At 55.0% G+C, this 24,413-nt stretch carries 21 protein-coding genes; 15 read left to right on the forward strand and 6 right to left on the reverse strand.

The features are described from left to right. The first annotated feature begins 3 nt into the window (after window positions 1-3). Window positions 4-2,019, forward strand: coding sequence for a tRNA(Met) cytidine acetyltransferase TmcA (locus tag HV314_RS07685; RefSeq protein WP_181547779.1), 2,016 nt, complete (start codon window positions 4-6; stop codon window positions 2,017-2,019). Between the two features lie 73 nt (window positions 2,020-2,092). Then, a complete protein-coding gene (gene ypfH, locus HV314_RS07690) occupies window positions 2,093-2,791 on the forward strand; it encodes an esterase (protein ID WP_181547781.1) in 699 nt (232 codons plus the stop codon). Between the two features lie 48 nt (window positions 2,792-2,839). On the opposite strand, the gene HV314_RS07695 is transcribed toward ypfH, so the two are convergent. The 3 genes from HV314_RS07695 to HV314_RS07705 are packed head-to-tail and all read right to left on the reverse strand — an operon-like array spanning window position 2,840 to window position 4,555. Next, the gene (locus tag HV314_RS07695; RefSeq protein ID WP_003835080.1) at window positions 2,840-3,040 is read right to left on the reverse strand and encodes a YpfN family protein; all 201 of its coding nucleotides are present in this window, start codon (window positions 3,038-3,040) and stop codon (window positions 2,840-2,842) included. A 27-nt stretch (window positions 3,041-3,067) separates the two neighbouring features. Next, complete coding sequence (dapE, locus tag HV314_RS07700; RefSeq protein ID WP_016153967.1) at window positions 3,068-4,195, reverse strand: succinyl-diaminopimelate desuccinylase; 1,128 nt, start codon at window positions 4,193-4,195, stop codon at window positions 3,068-3,070. Window positions 4,196-4,198: 3 nt separating this feature from the next. Next, window positions 4,199-4,555 (reverse strand): ArsC family reductase, encoded by a 357-nt coding sequence (locus HV314_RS07705; protein WP_016153966.1) that lies wholly within the window; start codon window positions 4,553-4,555, stop codon window positions 4,199-4,201. Window positions 4,556-4,944: 389 nt separating this feature from the next. On the opposite strand from HV314_RS07705, the gene ypfM reads away from it, so the two are divergent. Next, window positions 4,945-5,004, forward strand: a complete 60-nt coding sequence (gene ypfM / locus HV314_RS07710; RefSeq protein ID WP_001386977.1) for a protein YpfM — start codon at window positions 4,945-4,947, stop codon at window positions 5,002-5,004. 75 nt (window positions 5,005-5,079) lie between these two features. Here ypfM and acrD read toward each other — a convergent pair whose 3' ends face one another. Both acrD and narQ read right to left on the reverse strand, forming a co-directional pair. After that, a complete protein-coding gene (gene acrD, locus HV314_RS07715) occupies window positions 5,080-8,193 on the reverse strand; it encodes a multidrug efflux RND transporter permease AcrD (protein ID WP_047501604.1) in 3,114 nt (1,037 codons plus the stop codon). A gap of 184 nt (window positions 8,194-8,377) precedes the next feature. Further along, complete coding sequence (gene narQ / locus HV314_RS07720; protein WP_181547783.1) at window positions 8,378-10,075, reverse strand: nitrate/nitrite two-component system sensor histidine kinase NarQ; 1,698 nt, start codon at window positions 10,073-10,075, stop codon at window positions 8,378-8,380. A gap of 263 nt (window positions 10,076-10,338) precedes the next feature. Here narQ and aegA point away from each other — a divergent pair, with 263 nt between their 5' ends. From aegA to HV314_RS07735, 3 genes are all read left to right on the forward strand, one after another. Next, window positions 10,339-12,318, forward strand: coding sequence for a formate-dependent uric acid utilization protein AegA (aegA, locus tag HV314_RS07725; protein WP_181547785.1), 1,980 nt, complete (start codon window positions 10,339-10,341; stop codon window positions 12,316-12,318). Window positions 12,319-12,475: 157 nt separating this feature from the next. Continuing rightward, the gene (nudK, locus tag HV314_RS07730) at window positions 12,476-13,051 is read left to right on the forward strand and encodes a GDP-mannose pyrophosphatase NudK (RefSeq protein WP_016157107.1); all 576 of its coding nucleotides are present in this window, start codon (window positions 12,476-12,478) and stop codon (window positions 13,049-13,051) included. A gap of 123 nt (window positions 13,052-13,174) precedes the next feature. Continuing rightward, window positions 13,175-14,218 (forward strand): DUF1176 domain-containing protein, encoded by a 1,044-nt coding sequence (locus tag HV314_RS07735; RefSeq protein WP_016153961.1) that lies wholly within the window; start codon window positions 13,175-13,177, stop codon window positions 14,216-14,218. On the opposite strand, the gene tkt is transcribed toward HV314_RS07735, so the two are convergent. Beyond that, entirely contained in the window at window positions 14,208-16,202 is a 1,995-nt protein-coding gene (gene tkt, locus HV314_RS07740) for a transketolase (protein WP_181547786.1), read from the reverse strand. The genes HV314_RS07735 and tkt overlap by 11 nt on opposite strands. A gap of 280 nt (window positions 16,203-16,482) precedes the next feature. On the opposite strand from tkt, the gene maeB reads away from it, so the two are divergent. From maeB to HV314_RS07785, 9 genes are all read left to right on the forward strand, one after another. Next, window positions 16,483-18,762 carry an NADP-dependent oxaloacetate-decarboxylating malate dehydrogenase gene (maeB, locus tag HV314_RS07745; RefSeq protein ID WP_016153959.1) on the forward strand — a complete coding sequence of 760 codons (2,280 nt, stop codon included), beginning with the start codon at window positions 16,483-16,485 and terminating at the stop codon, window positions 18,760-18,762. A 160-nt stretch (window positions 18,763-18,922) separates the two neighbouring features. Then, a complete protein-coding gene (eutS, locus tag HV314_RS07750) occupies window positions 18,923-19,258 on the forward strand; it encodes an ethanolamine utilization microcompartment protein EutS (RefSeq protein WP_003037995.1) in 336 nt (111 codons plus the stop codon). 12 nt (window positions 19,259-19,270) lie between these two features. Beyond that, window positions 19,271-19,750 (forward strand): ethanolamine utilization acetate kinase EutP, encoded by a 480-nt coding sequence (gene eutP / locus HV314_RS07755; RefSeq protein WP_016153958.1) that lies wholly within the window; start codon window positions 19,271-19,273, stop codon window positions 19,748-19,750. Then, entirely contained in the window at window positions 19,728-20,432 is a 705-nt protein-coding gene (gene eutQ / locus HV314_RS07760) for an ethanolamine utilization acetate kinase EutQ (protein WP_137351741.1), read from the forward strand. Before eutP ends, eutQ begins: the two co-directional genes overlap by 23 nt. Before the next feature lie 9 nt (window positions 20,433-20,441). Further along, window positions 20,442-21,245 (forward strand): ethanolamine utilization cob(I)yrinic acid a,c-diamide adenosyltransferase EutT, encoded by an 804-nt coding sequence (gene eutT, locus HV314_RS07765; RefSeq protein ID WP_019077358.1) that lies wholly within the window; start codon window positions 20,442-20,444, stop codon window positions 21,243-21,245. Then, window positions 21,242-22,258, forward strand: a complete 1,017-nt coding sequence (pta, locus tag HV314_RS07770; RefSeq protein ID WP_016153955.1) for a phosphate acetyltransferase — start codon at window positions 21,242-21,244, stop codon at window positions 22,256-22,258. The genes eutT and pta overlap by 4 nt, the downstream gene beginning before the upstream one ends. Before the next feature lie 36 nt (window positions 22,259-22,294). Beyond that, window positions 22,295-22,588, forward strand: a complete 294-nt coding sequence (gene eutM / locus HV314_RS07775) for an ethanolamine utilization microcompartment protein EutM (protein ID WP_003835054.1) — start codon at window positions 22,295-22,297, stop codon at window positions 22,586-22,588. A gap of 114 nt (window positions 22,589-22,702) precedes the next feature. Continuing rightward, complete coding sequence (gene eutN / locus HV314_RS07780) at window positions 22,703-22,990, forward strand: ethanolamine utilization microcompartment protein EutN (RefSeq protein ID WP_016153954.1); 288 nt, start codon at window positions 22,703-22,705, stop codon at window positions 22,988-22,990. 11 nt (window positions 22,991-23,001) lie between these two features. Further along, window positions 23,002-24,405, forward strand: coding sequence for an aldehyde dehydrogenase family protein (locus tag HV314_RS07785; protein ID WP_016153953.1), 1,404 nt, complete (start codon window positions 23,002-23,004; stop codon window positions 24,403-24,405). The last annotated feature ends 8 nt before the right edge of the window (window positions 24,406-24,413 follow it).

A 24,413-nucleotide genomic window follows, 5' to 3' on the forward strand; every position in this document is an offset into this window, starting at 1 on the left:
GGGATGTCTGATAACACGGCGCTGAGCGCGTTAACTGAACAGATGGCCCAAGAAGGGATCCGTCGTCTGCTGATTATCAGTGGCGAGGGGAACTGGTGTCAGAAGCGGGCATTAGCGCTACGCGACACGTTACCCGGCGACTGGTTATGGGTGGGCGCACCCGCCCCTGCTGAGCCGAACTGTACGCCACAGGCGCTGCAAACGTTATTAGGCCGCGAGTTTCGTCATGCGGTTTTTGACGCCGGGCAGGGATTTGACGCTGCGGCGTTTGCCGCCTTAAGCGGAACGCTGATCGCCGGGAGCTGGCTGGTTTTGCTGACTCCCCCCTGGCATACCTGGCACACGCATCCGGACGTGGATTCACTGCGCTGGAGCGACTGTGGTGAACCTATCCCAACGCCGCACTTTGTTGAACATGTCAAACGGGTGATTTCCCGTGACGGACAGGCTCTGCACTGGCAGCAGCATCACGCAGTTTCCAGCCCGCGTTTTCCTGTTCGTGCAGTCTGGCACGCGGCAACCGGTGACCCTCAGCCTGAACAGGCGATGATTTTAACCCAGTTGCTGGATATGCCTCCCGGCGTGGCTGCGGTCACAGCTGCACGTGGCCGGGGTAAATCGGCTCTGGCAGGGCAATTGATAGCACGTATCAACGGGACCGCGATTGTCACCGCGCCTGCTAAAGCGGCAACGGATGTGCTGGCGCAATTTGCCGCAGAGCGATACTGCTTTATGGCCCCCGATGCGCTGTTAAGCAGTTCTGCAACCGCAGACTGGCTGGTTGTGGATGAAGCCGCCGCGATCCCCGCGCCGCTGCTGCACCAACTGGTTGCGCGTTTCCCTCGTACGCTGTTAACCACCACCGTACAGGGCTACGAGGGAACCGGCAGAGGCTTTTTGCTGAAATTCTGCGCCCACTTTCCCCATCTTCGACGCTATGAGTTGCAACAACCCGTGCGCTGGGCGCAGGGATGTCCGCTGGAGAAAATCGTCAGCGATGCGCTGGTGTTTGACGACGAAACCTTTGCGCATGCCCCCTTGGGGGAGCTTAACTTCTCGGCATTTGATCAACTCTCATGGCAGACAAACCCGGCGCTGCCGTTAGCGGTATATCAGCTACTTTCCGGTGCGCATTATCGCACCTCGCCACTGGATCTGCGGCGAATGATGGACGCGCCGGGTCAGCATTTTCTTCAGGCTTCGGCTGCTGACTCGGTGGCGGGTGCCGTCTGGCTGGTCGACGAGGGGGGATTATCCGCAGAATTAAGCCAGGCCGTCTGGGCCGGATATCGCCGACCAAGAGGAAATTTGGTTGCGCAGTCACTGGCGGCGCACGGCGGAGACCCATTGGCAGCGACGCTCGTCGGGCGGCGGGTCAGTCGAATTGCGGTTCATCCCGCACGTCAAAGAGAAGGTATTGGGCAACAGCTGATGCTGCAGGCCCGGCACTATTGCACGCAGTGCGACTATCTGTCCGTCAGCTTTGGTTATACGGCTGAATTATGGCGTTTCTGGCAGCGTTGCGGTTTTGTCCTGGTACGAATGGGCAATCATCGGGAAGCCAGCAGCGGCTGTTATACCGCTATGGCGGTGCTGCCCATCAGCGAAGCAGGAAAACGCCTTGCCTGGCGGGCGCACCAGCGCCTGCGACGGGATGCGGAGATTCTTGCTCAGTGGAACGCAGAGCGCATTCCGCTGGTACCGCTGAAAGAGACTACGCTTAATGAGGATGACTGGGGTGAGCTGGCTGGGTTTGCCTTCGCGCATCGACCATTACTGACATCATTAGGTTGTCTGAGTCGTTTGCTTGAGCGCAGCGAGTTGCCTCTTCCGGCATTGCGCGGGCGTATACAGGCTCAACGCAGCGATGCCGAATTGTGCCAACAGCTGAAAATATCGGGTCGCAAAGCGCTGTTGGCAGTTCAGCGCGCCGAGGCGGCGCAGGCCTTAAAACAGCTGGATGCTGAGCGTGAACAACGGCTACATAATCGCATTATGCAATGGCAATTTTTTCACTAACTTCTTCAATTTCCTGGCATGGTCATTGCGGTTAAGCGGCGTAGAATGATTCTCATCAGTTAAGGAGATCGCCATGAAACATGACCATTTTGTTGTTCAAAGTCCCGATAAACCCGCTCAACAGCTCTTGTTGCTGTTTCATGGCGTCGGCGATAACCCGGTTGCCATGGGCGAAATTGGCTCCTGGTTTGCGCCGCTGTTTCCGGATGCGCTAATCGTCAGCATTGGCGGGGCAGAGCCTTATGGTACGACTTCCGGGCGTCAGTGGTTTTCTGTACAGGGGATAACGGATGAGAACCGCCAGGCGCGTATTGACGCGATTATGCCGGTCTTTATCGAAACCGTTCGCTACTGGCAGAAGCAAAGCGGCGTTTCGCCTCAGGCGACCGCGCTGATTGGTTTTTCTCAGGGCTCGATTATGTCGCTTGAGAGTATTAAAGCCGAGGCAGGGCTGGCGTCGCGGGTCATCGCCTTTAATGGTCGCTATGCCACGTTGCCGGAGGTTGCAACTACCGCGACGACGGTGCATTTGATTCACGGCGGTGAAGACCGGGTGATTGAGTTATCTCATGCCGTTGCCGCGCAGGAGGCGTTAATACGCGCCGGTGGGGATGTGACGCTGGATATCGTCGAAAATCTGGGGCACGCCATTGATGAACGCAGTATGCAGTTTGCGCTCGACCACCTGCGTTTTACCGTACCGAAGCACTACTTTGATGAAGCGCTGAGCGGCGGTAAGCCTCACGATGATGATGTGATTGAGATGATTTAACCCGCAGGCCGGATGGCGATGTGAAACCGCCATTCGGCCTGCGTTGGCTTATTTCTTCGGTTGATCCTTGTTTGGCCAATCGTCGTCGTCATCCCATTTATCGTTAAAATCACGATGCGGGGGAAGCTCCGGCTTATTGGCAAGAAATTTCTTGTGGTCGACGCGCTTGAGATCTTTAATCACGTTCAGCAATACGCCTACCAGAAACACCAACACCAGAATCCACCAGTATTTTGCCAGCCAGTCCATGCTCATTTCCTCTTACAGGAACACTCATCAGGCGACGAGTTGCTCCATGATACGTTGATACATACGGGCAAGCAGCTGCAGGTCGGCGGCATTAACACATTCATTAATTTTATGAATGGTCGCGTTGACCGGCCCCAGTTCTACTACCTGTGCCCCCATGCGGGCAATAAAACGCCCGTCGGACGTCCCGCCTGTAGTCAGTAACTGCGGTTTAATCTCATTATAGTGCTCAATGGCGTTCACCACCGCATCCACCAGTTTACCGCGTGCGGTCAGGAACGGCTGACCGGAAAGCCACCAGTCGACGGTATAACGCAGCTGATGTTTCTCCAGCAGCTCCAGCACCCGGGACTTAATCATTTCATCGTTTAATTCGGTGCTGAAACGGAAGTTGAACTGGATAAACAGTTCGCCGGGAATAACATTGTTGCTGCCGGTTCCTGCCTGAATATTGGCAATCTGCATGCTGGTCGCCGGGAAGAATTCGTTGCCCTGATCCCACTCAATCGCCACCAGTTCATTGAGCATTGGCGCCGCGCGGTGTACCGGGTTATCGGCCAGATGCGGGTAGGCTACGTGGCCCTGCACGCCGTGAATGGTCAGATTGCAGGTCAGTGAACCACGACGCCCATTTTTCACCACGTCGCCAACGATTTCCGTGCTGGACGGCTCGCCAACCAGACAATAATCCAGTCGTTCATTGCGTGCCATAAGTGCTTCAACCACTTTTACGGTGCCGTTTTGGGCGCTGGCCTCTTCGTCAGAGGTTATCAAAAACGCCAGACGACCCTGATGGTTCGGATGCTGGGCGACAAAACGTTCTGCGGCCACGACCATTGCCGCCAGTGAGCCTTTCATATCGGCTGCGCCACGCCCGAACAACATGCCATCGCGAATAGTCGGTTCGAACGGTGGATTAATCCAGCGATCGACATCGCCGACAGGCACTACGTCAGTGTGACCGGCAAATGCCAGAGTCTCACCTTTGCCGCGCCATGCCCAAAAATTCTGTGTGTCACCAAAATCCATACGCTCAACGGTAAAACCTACCGCGCGCAGGCGTTCAATCATTAACGCCTGGCACCCGGCATCATCCGGGCTCAGGGAAGGACGGCGAATAAGCTGCTGTGTCAGCTCAATAACCGGGCACGACATAGACTATACCTCATTAAAAAACTGCGTATAACTGGATTCACTAAAGCCAAGCAGCATAGGCTTACCCGGCGCGCAGAGCAATGGGCGTTTGATAATTGCAGGCATTTCAATCATCAATGCAGCAGCAGAGGACGCATCGGTGATTTGGTTACGTGTGGCTTCATCCAGTTTGCGCCAGGTGGTTCCACGTGTATTGAGCAGCGCCTCCCAACCTAATTCGCTGATAAAGGCGTGTAATAACGCGTTATCCAGGCCGTCGACGCGATAATCATGGAAGCGGTAGTCGACCCCATTGTCTTCCAGCCAGCGTCTGGCTTTTTTAATCGTATCGCAATTCTTAATGCCGTAGAGGGTGATCATTTGAATCCTTATTGACGTAATTTGAATATTTATTCTCGTGTCCTATAAGCATGAATAATACATATTGTCATCGAACCGTTATAGAAAAATATAACATTGTTGTTGAATGGTGAATAATGATTCCTGAAAGTTCCAAAATCCACGGGAAACTGAAAATCAGAATTTGCCTGCTTGCATCAGCCTGTTTTTCCATCAGAATTGCCAAAGTCGTAGATGATGTATGAATATTTCAAAATATTGCAGTAAGTCACATAAAATTTATGGGGTTAGCGCATAGTGATTACATATACCCCCGAACACTGGAGGATGTAATCGCAACCATTGGTTAAATGATCTTCTTTTTATGATGATGATTTCGTAGAATGCCCATAATAATAAGAGAGGTTGTTATGATTGAACGTGAACTGGGGAACTGGAAAGACTTTATCGAAGTGATGCTTCGTAAATAATTTTCTGGAAGAAATTCATATCCTGCAAAGGATAATAAAAGGCGACTCAACGTAAGTCGCCTTTTTTGTGTCCGATTATTCTGGGCGTGGCTTCAACGGGAAGCGTCTGCGTACCAGCACAAAGAACAGAGGAACGAAGTAAATCGCCAGGACAGTGGCTGAAATCATCCCGCCCATTACGCCAGTCCCCACCGCATGTTGACCGCCGGAACCTGCGCCACTGCTGATGGTCATCGGCAACACCCCAAAGATAAACGCCAGTGACGTCATCAGAATTGGGCGTAAGCGTTGGCGACAGGCATGCAGCGTGGCGTCGAGCAAGTCGTGACCTTTCTCGTTCATCTCATTGGCGAATTCAACAATCAATATTGCGTTCTTCGCCGAAAGCCCGATAACGGTGAGTAACCCGACCTGAAAGTACACGTCGTTTTCCAGACCGCGCATCCAGGTAGCGAGCAGTGCGCCAATGACCCCCAGCGGTACAACCAGCATGACGGAGAAGGGAACCGACCAGCTTTCGTACAGAGCCGCCAGACACAGGAACACCACCAGCAAAGAAATGGCGTACAGGGCTGGCGCCTGAGAGCCCGACAGCCGTTCCTGGTAAGACATTGCGGTCCATTCGAGGCCGAATCCGGTCGGCAACTGGTGGACCAGCGATTCCATTATGTCCATCGCCGTACCGGTACTGACGCCTGGGGCGGCTTCGCCAACAATCTCGACGGCGGAGTAGCCGTTATAGCGTTCCAGACGCGGTGAACCCGTTTCCCAGCGCGACGTGGCAAAGGCCGAGAAAGGCACCATGCCGCCGCTATTATTGCGGACGTACCACAGATTGATGTCGTCCGGGAGCATGCGATATTTTGCCGCCGCCTGCACGTAAACCTTCTTCACGCGACCCCGGTCCATAAAGTCATTGACGTAGCTGGAGCCCCAGGCCGTTTGCAAGGTGTCGTTGATGTCATCAATGGAAACGCCCAGCGCCTGGGCTTTGCGCTGATCTATATCAATTTGCAACTGCGGGCTGTCGTCCAGACCATTATGACGAACGCGGGTCAGAGACGCGTCTTTCCCGGCCAGCTCAATCAGCTTGTCGCGCGCGGCCATTAACGCATCATGGCCCGCACCGGCGTGATCTTGCAGCTCCATATCGAAACCGGCAGAGCTCCCGAGACCGCTAATCGCCGGAGGACTGCTGGCGAAGACGCGGGCTTCCTTAATCTTATTAAAGGCTTTAGTCGCGCGCTCGATGATGGCGAAAGAGGTTCCGGTGGTGGTGTCGCGATCATCCCAGTCTTTTAAGCGGACAAACATCCGCGCCACGTTTTGACCGTTCCCGCCAGGGCCGGAACCGACCGTAGAAAAGACCGACGTAATGTTGTCTTTCTCATGGGTGAAGTAATACTTCTCCACTTCCTCAACCACTTTCAATGTTTGCTGCTGGGTCGAGCCGCTGGGCAACTGTATCGAGGTGGTAAACATGCCGCGGTCTTCGAGCGGCAGGAAGGAGGTTGGCAGGCGCAGGAACAGGAAAACCATACCACCGAGCAGCAGGCCGTAAATCAGTATCCAGCGCAGGCTGCGGTGCAGGATCCTGGCGACGCCTTTTTCATAGCGTTCGGCGTTGCGGTTAAACATCCGGTTAAACCAGCCAAAGAAACCGGTTTGCCCGTGATGCTCGCCTTTATGTAGCGGTTTGAGCAGAGTGGCGCACAGGGCAGGGGTGAGGATCATCGCCACCAGAACTGAAAGAACCATTGCGGAGACGATGGTAATCGAGAACTGGCGGTAGATAGCCCCGGTAGTGCCGCCGAAGAAGGCCATCGGGATAAACACCGCCGACAGCACCATGGCGATACCGACCAGCGCGCCCTGGATTTGCCCCATCGATTTCCGTGTCGCTTCCCGCGGTGAGAGGCCTTCCTCACTCATAATACGCTCGACGTTTTCCACCACCACAATAGCATCATCGACCAGCAGGCCGATCGCCAGCACCATCGCAAACATCGTCAGGGTGTTAACGCTGTAGCCAAAGGCGTAGAGCACGGAAAAAGTACCCATCAGGACGACGGGAACGGCGATTGTAGGGATCAGCGTGGCGCGGAAGTTTTGCAGGAACAGGTACATCACAAGAAATACCAGCGCGATCGCTTCCAGCAGCGTTTTCACCACGTCGATAATTGAGGCTTTGACAAAGGAGGTAGTTTCATACGCCACCTTGTATTCCAGCCCGTGCGGAAAATACTGTGAGAGCTCGTTCAGGCGGTCGATAACCAGCTCCGCAGTTGCCATTTCATTAGCACCGGAGGCCAGTTTTACCCCCAGACCGGAAGCCGGGTGGCCGTTGAAGCGGCTGAGATAGTCATACTTTTCCGCACCCATTTCGACCATCGCCACATCACCCAGTTTAACTTCTGAGCCGTCCTGGTTGACGCGTAGCGTAATCGCGCGGAATTCATCCGGAGTCTGCAGCAGCGACTGGGCGTTGATCGTCGCATTCAGCGCTTGTTTGTCCACCGAAGGCGTGCCGCCAAGTTGCCCGACGGCAATCTGCGCATTCTGTGATTCGATAGCATCGGTCACATCTTTGGCGGTCATCTGGAAGCTGTTAAGTTTGACCGGGTCGAGCCAGATACGCATGGAATATTGTGAACCGTAGGCGTCAATATCGCCCACGCCGTTTATACGACTGAGCGGATCCTGGATATTACTGGCGACGTAGTCGGCGATGTCCTGCTTATCCATTGAGCCATCGGTGGAGACGAAGGCGATGGTCAGAATATTGGTGTCACCGGTCTTGCGCACCGTGACCCCTTGATTCTGTACCGCCTGCGGCAGCTTACGCATTGCCGATTGCAGCTGGTTTTGCACCTGCTGGACGGCTTCATCAGGATCGGTTCCCGCGAGGAAGCTCAGCGTAACCGACGCCTGGCCTGTCCCGCTGCTCTGCGACGACATGTACATCAGATTATCGAGACCAGTCATGTTCTGCTCGATAACCTGGGTGACGGTATTTTCCAGGGTTTGTGCGGACGCGCCAGGGTAGTTCGCGGTTACCCGCACGTTTGGCGGTGCCAGATCGGGATATTGCTCAACGGGCAGCGAAAAAATAGCCAGGGCTCCTGTCAGGCACAACAGGATTGCTAACACCCAGGCAAAAATGGGGCGATCGATGAAAAAATTCGCCATTAAAAGGGGACCTCGTGTTTCTGCGTATCGTTATGGGTGTGAATTGCTTCACTTTAGCGGCAAGGTACGGGGCAAACGTGGAGAAAAAAAGAAGATAATGTAAATTATCATGCCCGTTTACAGCATACCTTTCGTGCCAACGCCGTCAGGCCTGGATCGAGAACCGACGGCGCTTTGCGGTTCTTTACGTTAGCTCTCCGTCGGATTCTGCCGAACGAAAACTGATGCTCACCAGCGTTCCCCCTCCGGAGGGTTGAGAGAAAGTCAGCGTGCCGCTCAGCCTTTCCGCCCGCTCGCGCATAATATTTAACCCATAGTGCCCCGAAGGCTCATGCGGCTCGCCAATGCCGATGCCGTTATCGCGAATATAAACCGTGTGATTACCATCCGGCGCGGTCACGCAACTGACGGCAATTTCGGTTGCGCTGGCATGTTTAATCGCGTTCAGCACCGCTTCACGGACGATCTGCAGCAGATGCACCTGCATTTGCGCGTCCAGCGCCAGGGTCGGTAACCGGCAATCAAGCGTCAGTTTAGCCGAGGTCTGATTTTGCAGCGTTTCCAGCATTTCATGCAGGGCGGAGGGGAGATCGGCCTGCTGTAAAGTCAGGCGGAAGGTGGTGAGCAGTTCGCGTAGCTGGCGGTAGGCGTCGTTCAGCGCCTGAGAGAAATCCGCCATAATGCTTTGCGCTGGGGCGTTATCTTCGGGAATCGAACGCTTCAGCAGCGTGAGCTGAATGCGTAAATAAGAGAGCACTTGCGCCAGAGAGTCGTGCAGCTCGCGCGCAATCGTCGCCCGCTCCTCCATTAACAACAGCTGCTGAAAATGTTTTTGCGCCTGGTTGAAGTACAACCCGCGACCCAGCATCGAGGAGACGCTGTTGAGCAGAGGGGTAGAAGCATTGACGTTCGGGCTTTGCCAGTGCAGTTCACCGTAGACGGTTTCCTGCATGGTGACCGGCAGGATCTGCATCGGCAGCTCGGGGCTTTTTGCGCCTTCGCTAATTCGCCAGTTATCTCCGACGGTGAGTTCCAGAAAATAGGCGGCGTCATGCTCGCGGACGATCTGTAAAATATGGCGGAAGCAGTGGACATCAATCTGACTGGTATTTAACGCCTGAGAGCACTGATACAACACTTCCAGACGACGATTAGCTTCGTGGAGATCGTGGGTCTTCTCAGCGACAGACGCTTCCAGCGAGCGGTACAGCTTGTGTAATTCACTCGACATCTGGCTGAAGGTCTTGCCCAACAACCCGAGTTCGTTGGGCAAATCAGTATCCAGCGAGGGGATGTCAAACTGACCGTGTTCAATGTGCTGGCTGGCCACCACCAGCTTATTCAGCGGACGCACCACCTGCTGGCGAATACGCCGTAAGGTAAAGAAAACGAGGGTGAAAATGCCGATCCCGCCCGCCAGTGAAATACCAAAAACCAGCATCACTTTGCGTTCGGCATAATGCTGCAGCGCCAGCACGAAGAGATCGATTTGATCGACATAGTTATTGATATTGCTCTGATACCAATTTAAATCGCCATCGATCAGACGGGCGTTCATTTCCAGCCAGTTTGCATGTAGACGTCCATAGCGACTTTTTACCGCTTGAGGCACATACCACGCGTTCAGGTTCTGTAGTGCTGGCGAGTTTAGCGCCTGCTGGAAAAGCTGGCGGTGAGCGTTAAGCTGCGGACTTTGGCTTTGCAGATCGTAACCCAGACGGTAACTTTGCATGCGCAATGAGCCAGCCACGTTGATGGCTTCGGCATCTCGTAAGCTGCTGGTCAGCGTGAGCAGCGCAATACCCGTTGAGAGAATCGACAACAGCACTATGTAGAAAAAAGCTTTAGCCAGACTGGCCGAGACCGGACGCTTTACCGTCACTTGTGCATCCTCACACAATACACGTCGCGCCTTAAAACAGCCCGAACGATGCGGTGTATTTGATAAATGTTAATAAAACGCCATGAAACTGGATGGTAACTGAAACGCAATTTCATATGCGATGAAATAAATTGATCTGCCACAGGTTCTGGATAAATAGTTGTGCTTCCTGGGCAAATGAACATTGCCGCTTCCTTCCGTGTCGGTTAATAACAACACTCATATAAAGAATAAGGTTTTTGCAACCAAAAAAGAAGGAAGCCATGAATCGTTTTATTATGGTTAATAGCCAGCAGTGCCTGGGATGCCATGCCTGTGAGGTCGCCTGCGTCATGGCTCACAATGGCGAGCAGCATGTCCTGAGTCAACGGCATTTCCAGCCCCGAATTACCGTCATCAAGCATCAGCAGCAGCGCAGTGCGGTAACCTGCCATCACTGTGAAGATGCGCCCTGCGCCAGAAGTTGCCCGAACGGGGCAATCATCCATGATAACGACAGCGTTCAGGTGAACCCGAAAAAGTGTATTGGCTGTAAATCGTGCGTCGTTGCTTGTCCTTTCGGCACGATGCAGATCGTACTCACTCCTGTCGCTAAAGGGAAGGTGAAAGCCACTGCGCACAAATGCGATTTGTGTCAGGGACGCGAACAAGGACCTGCCTGCGTAGAGAACTGTCCGGCACAAGCGTTACAACTGGTGACGGAAAATTCGCTTACTGGTCTGTCAAAAGCGCGCAGGCTACGCACCGCCAGTCTGGAAAGCCAGCCCTGGCACGCCAACGCCACCGATTTCGTTTCGCATAAAATTACCAAACGTGAGCAAATGCAGGCGACGCCTGCGCGTGGTGAGCCGGATAAGCTGGCAATTGAGGCCCGTAAAACCAGCTTTGAGGAGATCTATCTGCCGTTTCGTACGGCGCAGGCGGAACGGGAAGCGTCCCGCTGCCTGAAATGCGGCGACCACAGTATTTGCGAATGGACCTGCCCATTGCATAACCATATTCCGCAGTGGATTGAACTGGTCAAAGCCGGGAATATCGATGCGGCGGTTGAGCTTTCTCACCAGACCAACTGCCTGCCGGAAGTGACCGGGCGCGTATGTCCGCAGGACCGACTTTGCGAAGGGGCATGTACGGTGCGTAGCGAGCATGGGGCGGTCACTATCGGAAATATTGAGCGTTACATCTCTGATCGGGCCCTGAGCAAAGGATGGCGACCGGACTTAAGCCACGTGCAGAAAGTGGATAAGCGCGTTGCTATCATCGGCGCGGGGCCGGCGGGTCTGGCCTGCGCGGATGTGCTGGCGCGCAGCGGAGTCAGCGCCACCGTATACGATCGCCACCCTGAAATCGGCGGTTTGCTGACGTTCGGCATTCCGGCCTTCAAGCTGGACAAATCGCTGCTGGCCCGCCGCCGTGAAATCTTCAGCGCCATGGGTATTCATTTCGAACTTAACTGTGAAGTGGGTAAGGATGTGGCGCTGTCGGCGCTGCTGGAGGATTACGATGCCGTGTTCGTGGGCGTAGGAACCTATCGTTCCATGAAGGCGGATCTGCCGAATGAAGACGCGCCTGGCGTTTATGACGCGTTACCGTTCCTGATTGCCAACACCAAGCAGGTGATGGGGCTGGATGAACTGCCTGAAGAGCCGTTCATCGACACCGCCGGACTGAACGTGGTTGTACTGGGCGGAGGCGATACGGCGATGGACTGCGTGCGTACCGCGCTGCGTCACGGCGCACGCCAGGTGACCTGCGCTTATCGTCGTGATGAAGCCAACATGCCCGGTTCGAAAAAAGAGGTGAAGAACGCCCGGGAAGAGGGGGCTAACTTCGAGTTTAACGTCCAGCCGGTTGAGCTGGTGTTACATGATGATGGGCGAGTCAGCGGCGTGCGTTTTTTACGTACCCAGCTTGGCGAGCCGGACGCGCAGGGGCGTCGTCGCCCGGTTCCCCTCGCCGGGAGTGAGTTTGTCATGCCCGCAGATGCGGTGATCATGGCGTTTGGTTTTCACCCACATGGCATGCCGTGGCTGGAGACGCATGGGGTTAAGGTCGATAACTGGGGGCGCATTGCCGCCAATGTTGAAAGCGCATACCGTTATCAAACCAGTAACCCGAAAATCTTCGCCGGTGGTGATGCGGTACGCGGTGCGGATCTGGTGGTTACGGCGATGGCGGAAGGACGGCATGCCGCCCAGGGGATCGTCGACTGGCTGGGCGTAAAATCAGTCAAATCTCACTAAGTCGCTAAGAAGGCCGGATAAGGCGCGTTAGCGTTGCTATCCGGCTCTGTGCCGCATAATTGCCTGATGGTGCTTCGCTTATCAGGCCGACATTGCACCAAGACAAACCCGGTTTCACGGCGTAGTATTATTTCTCACTTCTTGCTGTGGAGCCGGTATGTCGCAAAAAATTACCCTCATCAAAGATAAAGTCCTTTCCGATAACTACTTCATCCTGCGCAATATCACCTATGACCTGACCCGTAGCAATGGAGAGGTGATTCGTCACAAACGCGAGGTTTACGATCGCGGCAACGGCGCCACTATCCTGCTGTATAACCCGGAGAAGAAAACGGTGGTGCTCATCCGCCAGTTTCGCGTCGCCACCTGGGTCAATGGTAATGAAAGCGGTCAACTGATTGAAACCTGCGCCGGGCTGCTGGATAACGACGAACCGGAAGCGTGCATTCGGAAAGAGGCCATTGAAGAGACCGGCTTTGAAGTGGGGGAAGTGCGTAAGCTGTTTGAGCTCTATATGTCGCCGGGCGGCGTGACGGAGATAATTCATTTCTTTATTGCACAATACAGCGACAGCCAGCGGGCAAATGCGGGCGGAGGTGTGGAAGATGAAGATATTGAGGTTCTGGAGCTGCCGTTCACCCAGGCGCTGGAAATGATTAAAACGGGTGAGATCCGTGACGGTAAGACGGTGCTATTGCTGAACTATTTGCAGTCGTCGCATCTCATGGACTAATGCGCGGGATTTATATTTCTTTACAAATTTTCGGCCAATCCGACGATTCTTATTGAGCCACATCAGTCGCGCAAGGAAGATACCGCTTAGGCTGTGTGTTTTGACTTCGGGGTTGTACCGTCCATGCGCTATCGCGTTATTTTACTTTTCCTGCTCGGGTTGTTACCCGTCCGTTTGCTGTGGGCCGCGCCCGCGCAACAGACGTTTTCTGACTGGCAGGTGACGTGCAATAACCAAAACTTTTGCGTGGCGCGCAATACCGGAGAACATCACGGCCTGGTCATGACCTTGAGCCGCAGTGCCGGGGCACATACCGACGCCGTGTTGCGTATTGAACTGGGTGGGCTGGAATCGCCCACAGCCAAAGAGAGCGATATTGCGCCACGTCTGCTACTGGATGGCGCGCCGCTCCCGCTTCGCGGCGAACACTGGCGTATTACCCCCTGGCAACTGATGACCGATGATCCGGCCACCATCAGCGCATTTTTAACAACCGTACAGGACGCGAAGGCGATAACCCTGCAAAAAGGGGCGCAAAACCTGTCCCTGGTCGGGCTAAAAGCCGCGCTGCTTTTTATCGACGCCCAGCAAAAACGGGTCGGCAGCGAAACCGCATGGATCGAAAAAGGCGACGAGCCTCCGCTCAGCGTGCCTCCCGCTCCCGCTTTAAAAGGCGTGGCTGTGATTAACCCAACGCCAACGCCTCTCACGCAACAAGAGCGCAGTGAATTGCTGGATTACGGTAACTGGCGGATCAACGGTATTCGCTGTTCGATCGATCCGCTGCGTCGCGAGATGCGCGTCACGGCCTTAACGGATGATAAAGCGCTGCTGATGATCGGCTGTGAAGCCGGGGCATATAACACCATCGATCTGGCGTGGGTGGTTTCACGTACTACCCCGTTGACGTCACGGGCGGTACGGCTAAGCCTGCCTTTTAAAACGGATGCGGAAAGTCGCGATATGGAGCTGACCAACGCCACGTTTGATGAGAAGTCGCGCGAGCTGGTAACCCTCGCTAAAGGACGAGGGTTGGCAGATTGCGGTATCCAGACCCGCTGGCGCTACGACGGCCAGCGTTTTCGTCTGGTGCGCTATGCCCAAGAGCCAAGCTGCGATAACTGGCATGGGCCAGATGCCTGGCCCACGCTGTGGATCACACGTTAAGCACCTTATGCGCTTTGTCGACAATGTTATCCACCGTAAAGCCGAAGAACGGGAACAGCTTGTCTGCCGGAGCCGACTCCCCATAACCCGTCATACCGACAATCGCCCCTTTCAGCCCAACATATTTGTACCAGTAGTCGGCAATTCCTGCTTCTACCGCCACGCGCGCGCTGACGTTTGAGGGGAGGACCGATTCCCTATACGCCTCATCCTGGGCGTCGAAAATATCGGTTGAGGGCAGAGAAACCACTCGCACGTTACGACCTTCACCGGTCAGTTTTTCCGCCGCCAGCAGCGTGATTTCCATTTCTGAACCGGTAGCAATCAGGATAACATCCGGCTTACCGCCGCCATCCTTCAGCACATAGCCGCCGCGGGCAATCTGCTGCACTTGCTCAGGCGTCCGCTCAACCTGCGCCAGATTTTGCCGCGAGAGGATCAGCGCCGTTGGCCCGTCATGGCGTTCGACCGCCAGCTTCCAGCCTACCGCCGCTTCAACCTGATCGCAGGGTCGCCAGGTGCTGAAATTAGGCGTCAGACGCAGGCTGGCGAGCTGTTCGACGGCCTGGTGCGTGGGACCATCTTCCCCAAGGCCAATCGAGTCGTGAGTATAAACCATGATTTGTCGGGCTTTCATCAGCGCCGCCATGCGTGCGGCATTACGGGCATATTCGACAAACATCAGGAACGTTGCGGTGTACGGTACGAAGCCCCCGTGGTGAGCGATACCGTTGGCAATCGCGGTCATGCCAAATTCCCGCACGCCGTAGTGGATGTAATTTCCTGCATGATCCTCTTTAAGAGAAGTGGAGCCTTTCCAGATGGTCAGGTTGCTGGGCGCCAGATCCGCCGAACCGCCAAGCAGCTCAGGCAGTATCGGCCCGTAGGCGTTCAGGGTATTTTGTGAGGCCTTACGGGTGGCGATTTTGGCCGGATTGGCCTGCAGCTCGGTGATATATTTCTGGGTCGTTTCTTCCCACTCTTCCGGCAGTCCACCGCTCATCCGGCGGGTAAACTCTGCCGCCAGATCCGGATGCGCATGTCGATAAGCGGCGAATTTCTCATTCCAGCTCTGTTGGGCTTTCTCGCCTTTTTCACGAGCGTCCCACGCCCGGTAAATCTCTTTGGGGATTTCAAAGGCAGGATGATGCCACCCCAACTTCTGCCGGGTCAGCGCCACTTCTTCTTCACCCAGCGCCGCGCCGTGCGCTTCTTCTTTCCCGGCTTTATTCGGTGAACCAAAACCAATCACCGTGCGGCAGATAATCAGCGACGGTTTATCGGTAACGGCCTGTGCTTCCTGAATCGCTTTTTTCACCGCCTCAGGGTCATGACCGTCAATCTCGTGCACCACATGCCAGTGATAGGCCTCAAAGCGTTTCGCGGTATCGTCGGTAAACCAGCCGTCGGTTTCGCCATCAATTGAGATGCCGTTGTGATCGTAAAAGCCGATGAGTTTGCCAAGTCCCAGGGTGCCCGCCAGCGAGCACACTTCGTGAGAAATGCCCTCCATCATACAGCCGTCGCCCATAAAGACCCAGGTATAGTGATTAACAATCTCGTGGTCTGGCTGGTTAAACTGCGCCGCCAGGGTGCGTTCTGCAATCGCCATTCCGACAGCGTTGGCTAAACCCTGACCCAACGGTCCGGTGGTGGTCTCCACGCCCGGTGTATAGCCAATTTCCGGGTGTCCTGGCGTCTTCGAATGGAGCTGGCGGAAGTTCTTTAACTCTTCGAGCGGCAGGTTGTAGCCGGAAAGATGCAACAGGCTGTAAAGCAGCATTGAGGCGTGGCCATTGGATAAAATAAACCGGTCACGATCGTACCAGGTGGGATCGGACGGGTTATGGCGCAGGAAATCGTTCCACAGTACTTCGGCGATATCGGCCATCCCCATTGGTGCTCCAGGGTGGCCGGAGTTAGCTTTTTGGACGGCATCCATACTTAGCGCACGAATGGCATTGGCAAGCTCTTTACGGGTCATAGGAAATACTCCTTGAAAAGTAAAGTGTTAGATGCGTGTTGTGATTCACACTTTTGAGATAATTGCGGGCGTTGTCAGCAAAAAGCATAGCAGACAAGCATGGTATTGCTGGCTTAAGCAGGTAACATAGATGTTATAAATTGATAACAAATTCTTTCTTTGAATGGTGAGAGTATGGGGACCTTCAAAGTTTGTGCCGTTGACTGAGGTGATAATGTGCGGCTCAGTAGAATGGTTACCCGCGCCACTTTTTTGATAGATACGTGAAAGGAACAACAAGATGGATGACCAGTTAAAACAAAGCGCCCTCGATTTCCACGAATTTCCGGTACCCGGTAAAATCCAGGTTTCTCCGACCAAGCCTCTGGCAACCCAGCGCGACCTCGCGTTGGCCTACTCGCCGGGCGTGGCTGCACCGTGTCTTGAAATTGAAAAGGACCCGCTGGCAGCCTACAAATACACCGCACGCGGCAACCTGGTTGCGGTTATTTCCAACGGTACTGCGGTTCTGGGCCTGGGTAATATTGGCGCGCTGGCCGGTAAACCAGTGATGGAAGGTAAAGGCGTTCTGTTTAAGAAATTCGCCGGGATTGACGTGTTCGACATCGAAGTTGATGAACTCGATCCGGATAAATTTATCAACGTGGTAGCGGCGCTTGAACCAACGTTTGGCGGCATTAACCTCGAAGATATCAAAGCGCCGGAGTGCTTCTACATTGAGCAAAAACTCCGTGAGCGCATGAATATTCCGGTATTCCACGATGACCAGCACGGCACGGCAATCATCAGTACTGCCGCAATCCTTAACGGTCTGCGGGTGGTTGAGAAAAATATCTCTGATGTGCGCATGGTGGTGTCCGGTGCAGGTGCGGCGGCGATTGCCTGTATGAACCTGCTGGTGGCGCTGGGTATGCAGAAACACAACATTGTGGTCTGCGACTCCAAAGGGGTGATTTACAAAGATCGTGAACCAAACATGGCGGAAACCAAAGCGGCTTACGCAGTGGTGGATGACGGTAAGCGTACGCTGGATGATGTCATTGACGGCGCAGACATTTTCCTCGGTTGCTCGGGTCCGAAAGTGCTGACGCAGGAAATGGTTAAGAAGATGGCGCGTGCGCCAATGATCCTGGCCCTCGCCAACCCGGAACCGGAAATCCTGCCGCCGCTGGCGAAAGAGGTGCGTTCTGACGCCATCATTTGCACCGGCCGTTCCGACTACCCGAACCAGGTTAACAACGTCCTGTGCTTCCCGTTCATCTTCCGCGGCGCGCTGGACGTCGGCGCTACTGCCATCAACGAAGAGATGAAACTGGCCGCGGTACACGCCATTGCTGAGCTGGCGCACGCCGAGCAGAGCGAAGTGGTGGCCTCCGCCTATGGCGACCAGGACCTGAGCTTCGGGCCGGAATACATTATTCCGAAACCGTTCGACCCGCGTCTGATCGTCAAAATCGCCCCTGCGGTGGCGAAGGCGGCGATGGATTCCGGTGTGGCAACGCGTCCGATTGCCGACTTTGACGCTTACATCGATAAGCTGACCGAATTCGTCTACAAAACCAACCTGTTCATGAAGCCGATTTTCTCTCTGGCACGCAAAGCGCCGAAGCGCGTGGTGCTGACTGAAGGGGAAGAGGCGCGTGTACTGCATGCCACGCAGGAGCTGATCACTTTAGGTCTGGCGAAACCGATCCTGATCGGTCGTCCGAGCGTTATCGAAATGCGTATCCAGAAACTGGGTCTGCAGATCAAAGCGGGCGTCGATTTTGAGATCGTCAACAATGAGTCAGATCCGCGCTTTAAAGAGTACTGGAGCGAGTACTACCAGATTATGAAACGTCGTGGTATTACCCAGGAGCAGGCGCAGCGTGCGGTAATTGCCAACACCACGGTGATCGGCGCGATCATGGTGCAGCGCGGCGAAGCGGATGCAATGATCTGCGGTACGATAGGCGACTACCATGAGCACTTCAGCGTGGTGAAAGAGGTGTTTGGTCATCGCGATGGCGTGCATACTGCCGGGGCGATGAACGCCTTGCTGCTGCCAAGCGGTAACACCTTTATCGCCGATACCTACGTTAACGACGATCCTACGCCGGAGCAACTGGCGGAAATCGCCGTGATGGCGGCAGAAACCGTGCGTCGCTTTGGTATCGAACCGAAGGTAGCGCTGCTGTCGCACTCCAACTTTGGTTCATCTAACTGTCCGTCGGCCAGCAAAATGCGCGAAGCGCTGGAGCTGATTAAGGCGCGTGCGCCAGAGTTGATGATTGATGGCGAAATGCACGGCGATGCCGCGCTGGTGGAAAGCATCCGTCATGACCGCATGCCGGACAGTCCGCTGAAAGGCTCAGCGAATATTCTGGTGATGCCGAATATGGAAGCTGCCCGTATTAGTTACAACTTACTACGCGTTTCCAGCTCTGAAGGCGTAACGGTCGGCCCGGTGCTGATGGGGGTTGCGAAACCGGTTCACGTATTAACGCCGATCGCTTCTGTTCGTCGTATCGTTAATATGGTGGCGCTGGCGGTTGTAGAAGCCCAAACTCAGCCGCTGTAATTTCACTTTAATTTATTTCCGGCGCGGGTTTCTCCCGCGCCTTTTTATTTCCCCTTTCTTAGTGATCCACTTCACCTTTTAAACATGGTTGCCGAATTTTGTTATTTACTCTGACAAAAAATTGCTACGATGAGGGCAGTTTTAGCGGAGGCGGTGAGCAATGGAAAAAGAACGCATTATTCAGGAATTTGTGCCGGGGAAACAGGTTACGCTGGCGCATCTCATTGCGCACCCTGGTGAGGAACTGGCGAAAAAGATCGGCGTTCCCGAAGCGGGCGCTATCGGCATCATGACGCTGACGCCAGGCGAAACCGCGATGATTGCCGGTGACTTAGCTATGAAGGCGGCAGATGTACATATCGGCTTTCTCGATCGATTCAGCGGTGCGCTGGTCATCTACGGCTCGGTAGGCGCGGTAGAAGAAGCGTTATTACAGACGGTAAGCGGTCTGGGTCGGTTATTAAATTTCACTTTGTGCAACCTGACAAAAAGTTAATCAGAGGCGGCGATGAAACGTATTGCGTTTGTCGGTACGGTGGGGGCGGGGAAAACAACGCTCTTTAATGCGCTACAGGGAAATTATTCCCTCGCCAGAAAAACACAGGCCGTGGAGTTTAATGAAAATGGCGATATCGACACGCCAGGAGAATATTTTAGCCATCCGCGCTGGTATCACGCCTTAATTACTACGCTGCAGGATGTTGATACGTTGATTTATATACACGCGGCAAATGATAAAGAAAGTCGCTTACCTGCCGGGCTGTTGGATATCGGCGCCAGTAAACGACAAATCGCCGTTATCAGCAAAACGGACATGCCGGATGCCGACGTCGCCGCAACGCGACAACTACTTCGCGGGATAGGGTTCCAGGAGCCGATTTTCGAACTCAACAGCCATGACCCGCGCAGCGTGCAGCACCTGGTGGATTATCTGACTGAGCTCAGCCAAAAGGAGGAAAGGGCAGGTGAAAAAACTCATCACAGCTAACGATATTCGTGCGGCCCACGCACGCGGCGAACAGGAAATGTCGGTTGTTCTGCGCGCCAGCATCATCACCCCGGAGGCGCGCGAAGTTGCGGAGCTGCTGGGCGTCACCATCAGTGAATGCGATGAATCCGCGCCAACCGTTGCTGCTGCCGCACCGGTTGCGGTGGATGATGGCAAAACGGAAAGCCAGCGCATTCGCGAAACCATCATTGCGCAGTTACCGGAAGGGCAGTTTACCGAAAGCCTGGTCGCCCAACTGATGGACAAAGTCATGAAGGAGAAACAGTCGCTGGAGCAGGGCGGAATGCAGCCGAGTTTTAACTCGGTGACCGGCAAAGGCGGCGTCAAAGTCATCGACGGCAGCAGCGTGAAGTTTGGTCGTTTTGACGGCGCACAGCCGCACTGCGTGGGTTTAACCGATCTGGTGACCGACCAGGACGGTAGCAGCATGGCCGCCGGGTTCATGCAGTGGGATAACGCTTTTTTCCCATGGACGCTGAACTACGACGAAATCGACATGATTCTGGAAGGCGAGCTGCACGTTCGCCACGAAGGCGAAACCATGATTGCTAAAGCCGGGGACGTGATGTTTATCCCGAAAGGCTCCAGCATCGAATTTGGTACGCCATCGACGGTGAAATTTCTGTATGTGGCCTGGCCTGCGAACTGGCAGTCCTGCTAAGGCGGATGTATGAAGGATTTCATTACCGAAGCATGGCTTAGAGCGAATCATACGCTCAGCGAAGGGGCTGAAATTCATCTCCCCGCTGACGCTCGCCTGACGCCATCTGCCCGGGAATTACTGGAAAGCCGACATCTGCGCATTAAGTATATCGACGAGCAGGGCAGCCTGTTTATTGATGACGAAGAACAGCAGCCGCAGCAGGTGCATGGTTTAACCAGCAGCGATACGCATCCACAGGCCAGTTGCGAACTGTGTCATCAACCGGTGGTGAAGAAAGCAGACACGCTGACGCATCTGACAGCGGACAAGATGGTCGCTAAAAGTGACCCGCGCCTGGGATTTCGCGCCGCGCTGGACAGCACCATCGCCCTGGCCGTGTGGTTGCAGATAGAGCTGGCGGAACCGTGGCAGCCGTGGCTGGCGGATATCCGTTCGCGTCTGGGCAACATTATGCGCGCCGACGCTATCGACGAGCCGCTGGCAGCACAAGCTATTGTCGGTTTAAGCGACGAAGATTTACACCGGCTTTCGCATCAGCCGCTGCGCTATCTGGACCACGACCATCTGGTGCCTGAAGCCAGTCATGGCCGTGATTGCGCGTTGCTTAATCTGCTGCGTACCAAAGTTCGTGAAACGGAGACGGTGGCGGCCCAGGTATTCATCACCCGTAGTTTTGACGTGATGCGACCGGACATCATGCAGGCGCTCAACCGCCTTTCCAGTACGGTCTACGTGATGATGATTCTGAGCGTAGCGAAGCATCCACTGACGGTTAGCCAAATTCAACAGCGACTGGGGGAGAAGCAATGATCATTGAACGTGCTCGTCAACTCGCCCAGCGCTCACCTGCACGGGTGGTGTTCCCGGATGCGCTGGATGTTCGGGTGTTGAAAGCGGCAAATTACCTGCATCAGCACGGTCTGGCACATCCTGTTCTCGTCGCCAGTCCGTTTGCGCTGCGCCAGTTTGCCCTCAGCCATCGGGTGGCGATGGATGGCATTCAGGTTATCGACCCGCAAAGCAACCAGTCCATGCGTGAAGAGTTTGCGCTGCGCTGGCTGGCCCGCGCGGGAGATAAAACGCCTGCAGATGCGCTGGAAAAACTCAACGATCCGCTGATGTTCGCCGCCGCCATGGTTAGCGCGGGTAAAGCTGACGTCTGTATTGCGGGCAATTTGTCGTCGACAGCAAACGTGCTGCGCGCTGGGTTACGCATTATTGGGCTACAGCCAGGCTGTAAAACGCTGTCGTCAATTTTCCTGATGCTGCCGCAGTACCTCGGGCCGGCATTAGGGTTTGCCGATTGCAGCGTCGTGCCGCAGCCCACAGCCGCACAGCTGGCGGATATTGCGATTGCCAGCGCGCAGACATGGCAGGCGATCACCGGTGAAGAACCGCGTGTGGCCATGCTGTCGTTTTCAAGTCAAGGCAGTGCTCGTCATCCTAACGTCGCTAACGTGCAGCAGGCTACGGAGATCGTTCGTGAGCGTGCCCCGCAGCTTACCGTGGATGGGGAACTGCAATTTGATGCCGCCTTTGTTCCGGATGTCGCCGCGCAAAAAGCGCCCGCCAGTCCGTTAAAGGGCAATGCCAATGTGATGGTCTTCCCATCGCTGGAGGCAGGCAATATTGGCTACAAAATCGCCCAGCGTCTGGGAGGGTATCGTGCCGTAGGTCCGTTGATCCAAGGGCTTGCCGCACCGCTTCATGACCTCTCTCGCGGCTGTAGCGTACAGGAAATTATTGAACTGGCGTTGGTGGCAGCAGTGCCGCGTCAGACTGACATGAGTCGTGAAAACGCCTCACACACACTGGTTGTTTAGGTCCCGTTCTGGACCCCTTAATGAGAGGAAAACACAATGGAAGCATTAGGAATGATTGAAACCCGGGGCCTGGTTGCACTGATTGAGGCTTCTGACGCAATGGTTAAAGCGGCACGCGTGAAACTGGTCGGCGTGAAGCAGATCGGCGGCGGTCTGGTTACTGCAATGGTCCGTGGCGACGTAGCGGCATGTAAAGCCGCAACGGATGCTGGTGCTGCTGCTGCACAGCGTATTGGTGAGCTGGTTTCCGTACACGTGATCCCGCGTCCGCATGGCGATCTGGAAGAAGTGTTCCCGATCAGCTTTAAAGGCGACAGCAACGACATGTAAGTCGTCCATGTGACGCCACAGACTTCATTGCTGGCGTCACCCTCTCTCCTTTTCACATTACCTTCTGCGGAGGGTAGGGGGAGGTTTTACCTGAAATATGCCACGGAGGCGCGTATGAAACTGGCAATCGTCACAGGACAAATTGTTTGTACCGTACGCCATCAGGGGCTCGCGCACGACAAGTTGCTGATGGTGGAAATGATTGATGCCTGCGGAAATCCCGACGGGCAATGTGCTGTTGCTATCGACAGCATTGGGGCGGGAACCGGAGAGTGGGTGCTGCTGGTCAGCGGAAGCTCAGCCCGTCAGGCGCACCGTAACGAATCATCACCTGTCGATCTGTGCGTGATTGGCATTGTTGATGAAGTGGTGGCAGGTGGTCAGGTGATCTTCCATAAATAAGGCAGAAAATCATGAATCAACAGGATATTGAACAGGTCGTGAAAGCGGTGCTGCTGAAAATGAAAGACAGCAGCCAACCCGTCAGTGCCGTTCAAGAAATGGGCGTTTTTGCCTCCCTGGATGACGCAGTGGCGGCAGCAAAACTGGCCCAGCAAGGGCTGAAAAGCGTTGCCATGCGCCAACTGGCTATCACGGCTCTACGTGAGGCGGGCGAAAAACATGCCCGAGAATTAGCGGAACTTGCCGTCACAGAAACCGGCATGGGACGCGTTGAAGATAAATTTGCCAAAAATGTGGCGCAGGCACGCGCCACGCCGGGCGTGGAATGCCTGTCTCCACAGGTTCTGACCGGTGATAACGGCCTGACGCTGATTGAAAACGCGCCGTGGGGCGTGGTGGCCTCGGTGACACCGTCCACCAACCCGGCTGCGACCGTTATTAACAACGCCATCAGCCTGATTGCGGCTGGCAACAGCGTGGTCTTCGCACCGCATCCGGCTGCCAAGGGCGTGTCTCAGCGCGCTATCACTCTGCTTAACCAGGCGGTAGTTGCTGCAGGCGGACCGGCAAACCTGCTGGTTACCGTGGCCAATCCGGATATCGAAACCGCCCAGCGTCTGTTTAAGTACCCAGGCATCGGCCTGCTGGTGGTGACCGGCGGTGAAGCCGTAGTGGATGCCGCGCGTAAGCACACCAACAAACGTCTGATTGCCGCCGGTGCGGGAAATCCGCCGGTGGTGGTTGATGAAACGGCTGATCTGGCACGCGCAGCCCAGTCGATCGTCAAAGGCGCTTCGTTTGACAACAACATTATCTGCGCCGACGAAAAAGTGCTGATCGTGGTCGATAGCGTCGCTGATGAGCTGATGCGTCTGATGGAAAGCCAGCATGCAGTCAAGCTGACCACGGCTCAGGCCGAACAGCTGCAACCGGTGCTGCTGAAAAATGTCGATGAACGCGGTAAAGGCACGGTCAGTCGTGACTGGGTAGGTCGCGACGCAGGAAAAATCGCTGCGGCGATTGGTCTGAACGTACCGGAGCAAACCCGGCTGTTGTTCGTCGAAACCTCTGCGACTCACCCGTTTGCCGTAACCGAACTGATGATGCCGGTTCTGCCGGTCGTGCGGGTCGCCAACGTCGATGAGGCCATTGAACTGGCGGTCAAGCTTGAAGGCGGCTGTCACCATACGGCGGCGATGCACTCGCGCAATATCGACAACATGAACCGCATGGCAAACGCCATTGATACCAGCATTTTCGTTAAGAACGGACCGTGCATTGCCGGTCTTGGACTCGGCGGCGAAGGCTGGACAACGATGACCATTACCACGCCAACCGGGGAAGGGGTGACCAGCGCACGCACATTTGTGCGTCTGCGTCGCTGTGTGTTGGTGGATGCCTTCAGAATTGTATAAGGAGTGAA

This window comes from Citrobacter sp. RHBSTW-00887 (assembly GCF_013728095.1).
GTDB lineage: Bacteria > Pseudomonadota > Gammaproteobacteria > Enterobacterales > Enterobacteriaceae > Citrobacter > Citrobacter braakii.

Coding starts and splice junctions, on each gene's coding strand:
- eutN (WP_016153954.1), top strand. CDS start 22,703: ATGAAACTGGCAATCGTCACAGGACAAATTGTTTGTACCGTACGCCAT.
- HV314_RS07785 (WP_016153953.1), top strand. CDS start 23,002: ATGAATCAACAGGATATTGAACAGGTCGTGAAAGCGGTGCTGCTGAAA.
- HV314_RS07695 (WP_003835080.1), bottom strand. CDS start 3,040: ATGGACTGGCTGGCAAAATACTGGTGGATTCTGGTGTTGGTGTTTCTG.
- aegA (WP_181547785.1), top strand. CDS start 10,339: ATGAATCGTTTTATTATGGTTAATAGCCAGCAGTGCCTGGGATGCCAT.
- maeB (WP_016153959.1), top strand. CDS start 16,483: ATGGATGACCAGTTAAAACAAAGCGCCCTCGATTTCCACGAATTTCCG.
- nudK (WP_016157107.1), top strand. CDS start 12,476: ATGTCGCAAAAAATTACCCTCATCAAAGATAAAGTCCTTTCCGATAAC.
- tkt (WP_181547786.1), bottom strand. CDS start 16,202: ATGACCCGTAAAGAGCTTGCCAATGCCATTCGTGCGCTAAGTATGGAT.
- eutP (WP_016153958.1), top strand. CDS start 19,271: ATGAAACGTATTGCGTTTGTCGGTACGGTGGGGGCGGGGAAAACAACG.
- HV314_RS07735 (WP_016153961.1), top strand. CDS start 13,175: ATGCGCTATCGCGTTATTTTACTTTTCCTGCTCGGGTTGTTACCCGTC.
- HV314_RS07685 (WP_181547779.1), top strand. CDS start 4: ATGTCTGATAACACGGCGCTGAGCGCGTTAACTGAACAGATGGCCCAA.
- pta (WP_016153955.1), top strand. CDS start 21,242: ATGATCATTGAACGTGCTCGTCAACTCGCCCAGCGCTCACCTGCACGG.
- eutS (WP_003037995.1), top strand. CDS start 18,923: ATGGAAAAAGAACGCATTATTCAGGAATTTGTGCCGGGGAAACAGGTT.
- eutT (WP_019077358.1), top strand. CDS start 20,442: ATGAAGGATTTCATTACCGAAGCATGGCTTAGAGCGAATCATACGCTC.
- HV314_RS07705 (WP_016153966.1), bottom strand. CDS start 4,555: ATGATCACCCTCTACGGCATTAAGAATTGCGATACGATTAAAAAAGCC.
- eutM (WP_003835054.1), top strand. CDS start 22,295: ATGGAAGCATTAGGAATGATTGAAACCCGGGGCCTGGTTGCACTGATT.
- acrD (WP_047501604.1), bottom strand. CDS start 8,193: ATGGCGAATTTTTTCATCGATCGCCCCATTTTTGCCTGGGTGTTAGCA.
- ypfH (WP_181547781.1), top strand. CDS start 2,093: ATGAAACATGACCATTTTGTTGTTCAAAGTCCCGATAAACCCGCTCAA.
- dapE (WP_016153967.1), bottom strand. CDS start 4,195: ATGTCGTGCCCGGTTATTGAGCTGACACAGCAGCTTATTCGCCGTCCT.